General features: G+C 63.3%; 6 protein-coding genes. 4 read left to right on the top strand and 2 right to left on the bottom strand.

The features are described from left to right. The 4 genes from VEK15_13575 to VEK15_13560 all read left to right on the top strand — a co-directional run. Positions 1-950, top strand: a 950-nt coding sequence (locus VEK15_13575; GenBank protein HXV61723.1) for an FtsX-like permease family protein, incomplete at its 5' end; no start/stop codon positions are given. 102 nt (positions 951-1,052) lie between these two features. Beyond that, positions 1,053-1,493, top strand: a complete 441-nt coding sequence (locus VEK15_13570) for an OsmC family protein (protein HXV61722.1) — start codon at positions 1,053-1,055, stop codon at positions 1,491-1,493. Positions 1,494-1,593: 100 nt separating this feature from the next. Next, positions 1,594-1,809: a ribbon-helix-helix protein, CopG family gene (locus tag VEK15_13565; GenBank protein ID HXV61721.1), complete on the top strand. Its 216-nt coding sequence runs from the start codon at positions 1,594-1,596 to the stop codon at positions 1,807-1,809. Then, complete coding sequence (locus VEK15_13560) at positions 1,794-2,120, top strand: type II toxin-antitoxin system PemK/MazF family toxin (protein ID HXV61720.1); 327 nt, start codon at positions 1,794-1,796, stop codon at positions 2,118-2,120. Before VEK15_13565 ends, VEK15_13560 begins: the two co-directional genes overlap by 16 nt. An 8-nt stretch (positions 2,121-2,128) precedes the next feature. On the opposite strand, the gene VEK15_13555 is transcribed toward VEK15_13560, so the two are convergent. Beyond that, complete coding sequence (locus tag VEK15_13555; protein ID HXV61719.1) at positions 2,129-3,775, bottom strand: SulP family inorganic anion transporter; 1,647 nt, start codon at positions 3,773-3,775, stop codon at positions 2,129-2,131. A gap of 37 nt (positions 3,776-3,812) precedes the next feature. Continuing rightward, on the bottom strand, positions 3,813-6,222 hold a 2,410-nt coding region (locus VEK15_13550), incomplete at its 5' end, for a molybdopterin dinucleotide binding domain-containing protein (protein ID HXV61718.1).

Raw genomic sequence — 6,222 nt, 5'->3', positions numbered from 1 at the left:
CGAACTCCGTCACGATGGACGGCCGAAACAGCAACGACGCTCTCGACGTGGAAGACTTCCCCCTGCCGGAAGGCCAGCTTCCCCCGATACGGCGATTCAAGTGGATCTCAGAGAACTACTTCCAAACGATGGGCAATCCCCTTCTTACCGGCCGTGAGATCACCTGGACGGACATCCATGACCATGCGCCCGTCGTCGTCATCACCGAGAACCTCGCGCGCGAGCTCTGGGCCGAGCCCGAGAGGGCCCTGGGCAAGCGTGTGCGGTCCTCTCTCGAGTCGGACTGGCGGGAGATCGTGGGAGTGGTCGGCAACGTTCACGACGACGGCGTCGATGAAAGACCTACGGCTGTCGTCTATTTCCCCATGGTCGTCAAGAATATGTGGGGCGCGGAGGTCCTGACGCAGCGCTCGATGGTCTACGCGATCCGGACGGAACGCGCCGACTCGCCAAGCCTTCTTGCCGAGGTGCGGGACGCAATCTGGTCGGTCAACCCAAACCTGCCCCTGGCGAACGTGCGCACACTCGATGAGATCCTCGACCGCTCGCTGGCCCGCACGTCGTTCACCCTCGTCATGCTCGGCATCGCTTCGGGCGTTGCTCTCGTGCTCGGCGTCGTCGGGATCTATGGAGTCATCTCATACACCGTCTCGCAGCGAACCCGGGAGATCGGCGTTCGCATGGCGCTCGGCGCGGCACGCCGCGACGTGAGCGGGCTCGTGCTCAAACACGGGCTCGGGCTCACGGCGATGGGGATCCTCATCGGTCTCGGAGCGGCCTTCGGACTCACGAGGCTGATGTCGGCGCTCCTGTTCGGAGTGGGACCTATCGACCCTCCGACCTACACCGCCGTTTCTCTAGCGCTCGGGGCAGTCTCCCTCGCCGCCAGCTACCTGCCTGCGCGGCGCGCCTCCAGGCTCGCGCCAACCGAAGCCCTTCGCTGGGAATGACCAAAGCTCCCGGTGGCTTTGCTGACGTGCCAGCGCTCTTGCAAATTTGCCTGTCACCTACGACGCTTTACCTCTAAAGATGTAGAGTAAGGGGAGGCTGTCATGTCGGACGTGCATCATTTCGAAAGCTCGGTACACTGGACGGCGAAGCGTGAGGGAGGTCTGGAGTCCCCTGGGCTACCGCCTCTCGAGATCGCCGCACCACCCGAGTTTGGCGGGCCGGGAGAGCGATGGACGCCCGAGCATCTATTCGTCTCTTCGGCGAACGCATGCGTCATGATGACGTTTCTCGCCATTGCGGAATTCTCCAAGCTGCCAGTGCGAGGGTGGCGTTCCGAGGCAAAGGGAACGCTCGAGAAGGTCGAGGGGGAAGGTTACCGATTCACGAGCATCGACATCGAGGCGCACGTCGAGGTCGGGGAGGAAAAGCACGTCGAGCGGGCGCGTCGCATCGTCGAAAAAGCCGAGGCAGCCTGCCTCGTTTCGCATTCGCTTCGTACACCGGTTCGAGTGACCGCCCAGGTGAAGTCGGTCGAAAAGTAGCCTCGAGACCCAGAACTACGCTTATTGGGTACCCAACAAGATACACCACAACGATCTGTGGTACAGTATGTACATGCCCAGCCAAGCGATACAAGTCTCTATGGATAAAGAGCTTCTGAAGAGGATCGACCGGGATCCCGAAGTCAGACAGCGGGGCCGTTCGGCGTTCATCCGCTCGGCGGTTGAGCTCTACTTGAGGACCAAACGACGCCGCGAGATCGATGCCGAGATCGAACGGGCCTATGAGGGACATGCAAAGCAAATGCTCGACGAGGTGGCAGAGCTCGTGGGAGCGCAGGAATGGCCCGTCGACTGAACCGAGGTGAGTTGTGGCTCCTCGGCCGTCCGAGCCCTGACAAACGGCGACCCGTTCTCATCCTGAGCCGGCCCTCTCTAATCCGTGCCTTGCACACCGTGACCGTGGCAGCGGTGACCTCGACGCTTCGCGGATCTCCCACGGAGGTCGCGCTGGGAATGGAAGAAGGATTGAAAAAGACGTCATGCGTGAACCTCTGTAACGTCTTCACCGTCACGCAGCACGATCTCGAGCGATTCGTGGGGTCCGTCTCCCCGGAAAAGATGGCTCGAGTGTGTCGAGCGCTCGTCATCGCTTGCGGATGCGACTGATTCCAACCTCACCTGTCAGGTTCTGATCCCTCGGATTCCTGGAGAGCGAGGCATTTCCTCACGCTGAGGTACGGCTCGGCCTCCGCCGGAACGGCACGCAACCTGCTCCCGGTAGCCCGCAACATGTCATATACGTCCTTCGGCACACCGGCGAGGTGAAGGCGCACGTCTCGCCTTTCCAGATCGCTGGCGAAACGCTCCAGGGTGAGAAGAGCCGTGAAACGCATTTCGTGCGCGTGGCTCAGGTCCATGATGACCACGCGGGCCGAAGACGGCAGCTTGTGCTCCACTTCCGCTAGAAATGGTTCGGCGGCCGCATAATGGAGGTCTCCGCTGACCTCGACGATGACGACCGCGGGCTCATCCTCCGGGCCTATCGGGCGGATCCGCTCTTTGGGACCGTCGGCCGTCAGGAGGCGGACGCGAGGAATGCTCGTACGCGCGAGATGGATGACCAGCCCTAGACCCGCCCCGAGGAGAATCGCCCATTCGAGGGGAAGGACGAGAGTCGAAGTAAGAGTGACGACGAGAAGGCTCCGGGTTGCCGCGCTCGCTCGCCACATGCGCGACATCGCTACCCGATCGATCATTCCAAAGGCGGTCACGAAGAGCACGCCGGCGAGTGCCGCCTGGGGAATGTAGGCAACCGAGGGCGCGGCGATGAGCAGAATGGGAAGGACGAAGATCGCCGCGGACGCCGCCGCGAGTCGTGTCCGAGCGCCGACGAATTGCAGAAGCGCGGATCGCGTCAGGCTCGCCGATGCCGGGAAGGCTCCGCTGAAGGCTCCGGCGATGTTCGCCCACCCTTGCGCCAGGATCTCTCGTTTCATGTCGGGCCGAGCACCCCGTGCTCTAGCGGTTACCGCGAGCTCCAGCGAGCCGAGAAGCGTGATGGCGAGCGCGGGAACGAAGAAGTCATGCAGAAGATCGAGTCGGAGCGTTGGCAAAGCAGTCTCGGGCCAACCCTTCGGTACCGGGGCTCGATCGCCGACCAGCGGAACGCCCGTGCTCTGATCGAGGGCAAGCGCCCAGGCGCCGACGCTAATCACCAACAGCGAGACGAGCGCGATGGGAACTCGCGGCAGAAAGCGCCGGCCGAGAACGAGAACGAGGACCACTCCCACGGTCACGAGGACGGCAGGCAGCGCGGGATAGGTGCCCTCCCGGAAGGACGACGCCACCGCGGCAAACTCTCCTGCGAGTCCGGTCTCGCGAACGGGCGGCAATCCCAGTGCCTCGTCGAGCTGCATGGTCGCGATCAACACCCCCGCACCCGCGGTGAAGCCGACCAGCACGGACTCGGGGAGAAATCGCAAAAGCGTCTCTCCCCCGGCATAACCCACGACCAGACGAGTCACTCCCGCAAGAAGTGTCAGCGTCGCCAGCACCGGCAGGCCGTCCGCGCCAATGAGTCCATTAGCCCCGAGAAAAGGAAAGAGGGCGCTCAAGATCAGGAGCCCGGTGGTGTTCGTCGGCCCGGTGACGACCTGCGCGCTGCGGCCAACCAGCGCGGCAACCAGCCCCGGTACGGCGGCGGTTGCGATTCCGTACGCGGGAGGCAGACCCGACATCATCGCGTAGGCCAGGCACTGGGGAAGCCCGACCAGAGCGACGGTGAGCCCCGCAATCAAATCCGCGCGTATCGGTGCTTTCACCGATCCCGCCAACTGCTCGCGATTCTTGGAGAACAAACTATCGTTTCGCGTTCACCACCGGCTCCGGCTCGCTCGGGAGCCGATAGGCGTCGAGCGTCGGTTTGAGCGGGCGGAGGAGCCAGTACGGCCGGCGGGTTCCGTCCGGTGAGACCTTTTCGGCCGATCGCGTCTTCTCGAGCCACTCCTGGTAATAATGATGGGCCTTCTCCGTGTCCACGTGAATGTCGCCGTAGCGATCGCCAGGCTCGGCGGGCTGGATGCGCACGGCCTGATGCCAGCACTGCATACCCGAGATGGGATCGGGCTGCACCAGGAACGTGAGGTTCTGGTGCACTCCGGCATCCGTCCACCAGATTCGGCCGGTGTCGGCATCCGCCGATTCGAAGGCGCTCACTCCCCGTTGGCGATCGAGAGACCAGTCCGATCCATTTCGAGCCATCGCAACCGTGGCCATCATTTGACGCTGGCCGTCGTCATGGAGCTTCCACCGACCCATGTGATGACTGCAAGCAACGACACCGGGTCGAATGCCCTCCGTGACCCAGGCCTTGACCACGAAATAGCCGGTGCGCGTGCTCACTCGAACGAGGCTACCGGTGGCGACTCCGAGCCGCGCCGCCTCTCGAGGATGGATCCAGAGCGGATTCGTATGGGCGATCTCATCGAGCCACTTGGCGTTGGCGCTGCGCGTATGGATGTGCACCGGCAGCCGGAACGTCGCGATCAGCGGGATTTCTCCCTCATCGAGATTCTCCGGATGAATCTGGCTCTTGATGTAAGTCGGAATCGCGTATTCTCTCCACCCCCAGCTCACCAGAGTTCTCGAGTAGAACTCGAGCCGGCCGCTGGGAGTGGGAAAGCCGGCGAGTATCTTACCGTCCACGCGGACTCCCACCGGTCGTCTCCCGTCCGCATCGGACGGGGGCGACGGCTGGGGAACCACGTTGGGGGAGGCGGGCTTCGGGGCTCTCGTATACACCCGTCCGGTTCCGTCGATGCGCTCGTCCTCGAGCTCCTCGCCGGCAACCTCTTTCTCGTACAGAGGTCCGACCGTCTTCGCGATCTCGAACGCGCCGTAGCGCCGCATGTACTCGAGCGGAGTCCGTCCTTCGGCCGCGGCCCGCTCGGGCAGCCCTGGAACCGAGTGCTCGAAGATATGGGCGTAGTATTCCTCCACGGTTAGCTTCTTCCCCGGGTTCCTCTTCGACTCGAAGAACCGGCGAATGCCCATGGTTCCGTCGAGATCGATGCGCCAGGAAAGCTCGATCCAGAACTCGTTCTCTTCCCACACCTCTCCGGGGTTCGCTCCTCGCGTATCGGGGTGCGACTCCCCCAGGCGCTCCTTCGCCACGCGCATCACCGGCTGCCGGAAGCCGATCCACTGGCCATCGTGGGTCTCGTAGGAATGAATGTCATGGCGTTCGGCTCCCACCCCCATGGGAAGCACGTAATCGGCGAAATACGCGGTCTCGTTCCAGGTCGGGGTCAGCGCGACGTGGAGTCCGACCTTCTCCTCGTCGCTCAGCACCTCGATCCAGGTGAAGCCGTCGGGATTGGTCCAGACCGGGTTGTAGACGCGCGTGAAATACACGTCGAGCCGGCCGCGGCCTTCCTTGAGGAAGTGGGGCAACAGGAAGGACATCTCGTTCATCGCCAGCGGATACTCGATCGGCCAGCTCAGATGATTCCACACGTCGGGATGAGGCGGGACGTGGATCGGCTTGCCGACGAACTTGTTCCACGCGTTGGGATAGGTGCTCCCCGGCGTGGCGACGGCCCCCATGAGCGCATTCAGGAGAAACAACGTCCGCGAGACCTGCCAGCCGCCGAGGTTCCCCGCCGCGGCACTGCGCCAGTTGTGCGTCGAGAGCCGAGTCCCGGCGGTCGCCACGATCTCGGCGACCTGTTCGAGCACCGAGGCTTCGACCCCCGACTCCCGTTCGGCGAGCTCGAACGTATAGTCACGGTAGAGCTCCACCAGCACGCGTTCGAAGTTATCGAACGTCGGCTCGACGTCAGGCCGTTCCGTTTCCAGATACTCCTGCCAGTTCCACCACCTCCGGACGAAGTCACGGTTGTAGAGCCGGTTCTCGACCAGATAGCGCGCGATAGCGAGGAAGATGGCGGCTTCGCTTCCCGGATAGGGCGCGAGCCAATGGTCCGCGTGAGTCGCGGTATTCGACAAACGCACGTCGAGCACGATGAGCTTCGCGCCGTCTTTCTTGCCCTCGATGATGCGCTGGGCATGGGGATTGAAGTAGTGACCGGACTCCAAATGGGCGCTCACCAGGAGAATGACTCTGGCATTCGCGTGATCGGGGCTCGGGCGGTCGTAGCCCATCCAGTAGTGGTAACCCGCCCGGGCACCCGATGAGCAAATGTTCGTGTGCGAGTTGTGACCGTCGAGCCCCCAGGCAGCCATCACGCGTTCGGTGTAGCCGTCTTCG

The organism is Vicinamibacteria bacterium (assembly GCA_035620555.1).
In the GTDB taxonomy this organism is placed as follows: domain Bacteria; phylum Acidobacteriota; class Vicinamibacteria; order Marinacidobacterales; family SMYC01; genus DASPGQ01.
The sequence above is the reverse complement of the archived record's forward strand: the minus strand, read 5'-3'. Positions and strand labels throughout refer to the sequence as shown.

Bases quoted from the DNA above. Each gene is read 5' to 3' on its own strand.
- VEK15_13565 (HXV61721.1), top strand. From the start codon at position 1,594: ATGGATAAAGAGCTTCTGAAGAGGATCGACCGGGATCCCGAAGTCAGA.
- VEK15_13570 (HXV61722.1), top strand. From the start codon at position 1,053: ATGTCGGACGTGCATCATTTCGAAAGCTCGGTACACTGGACGGCGAAG.
- VEK15_13560 (HXV61720.1), top strand. From the start codon at position 1,794: ATGGCCCGTCGACTGAACCGAGGTGAGTTGTGGCTCCTCGGCCGTCCG.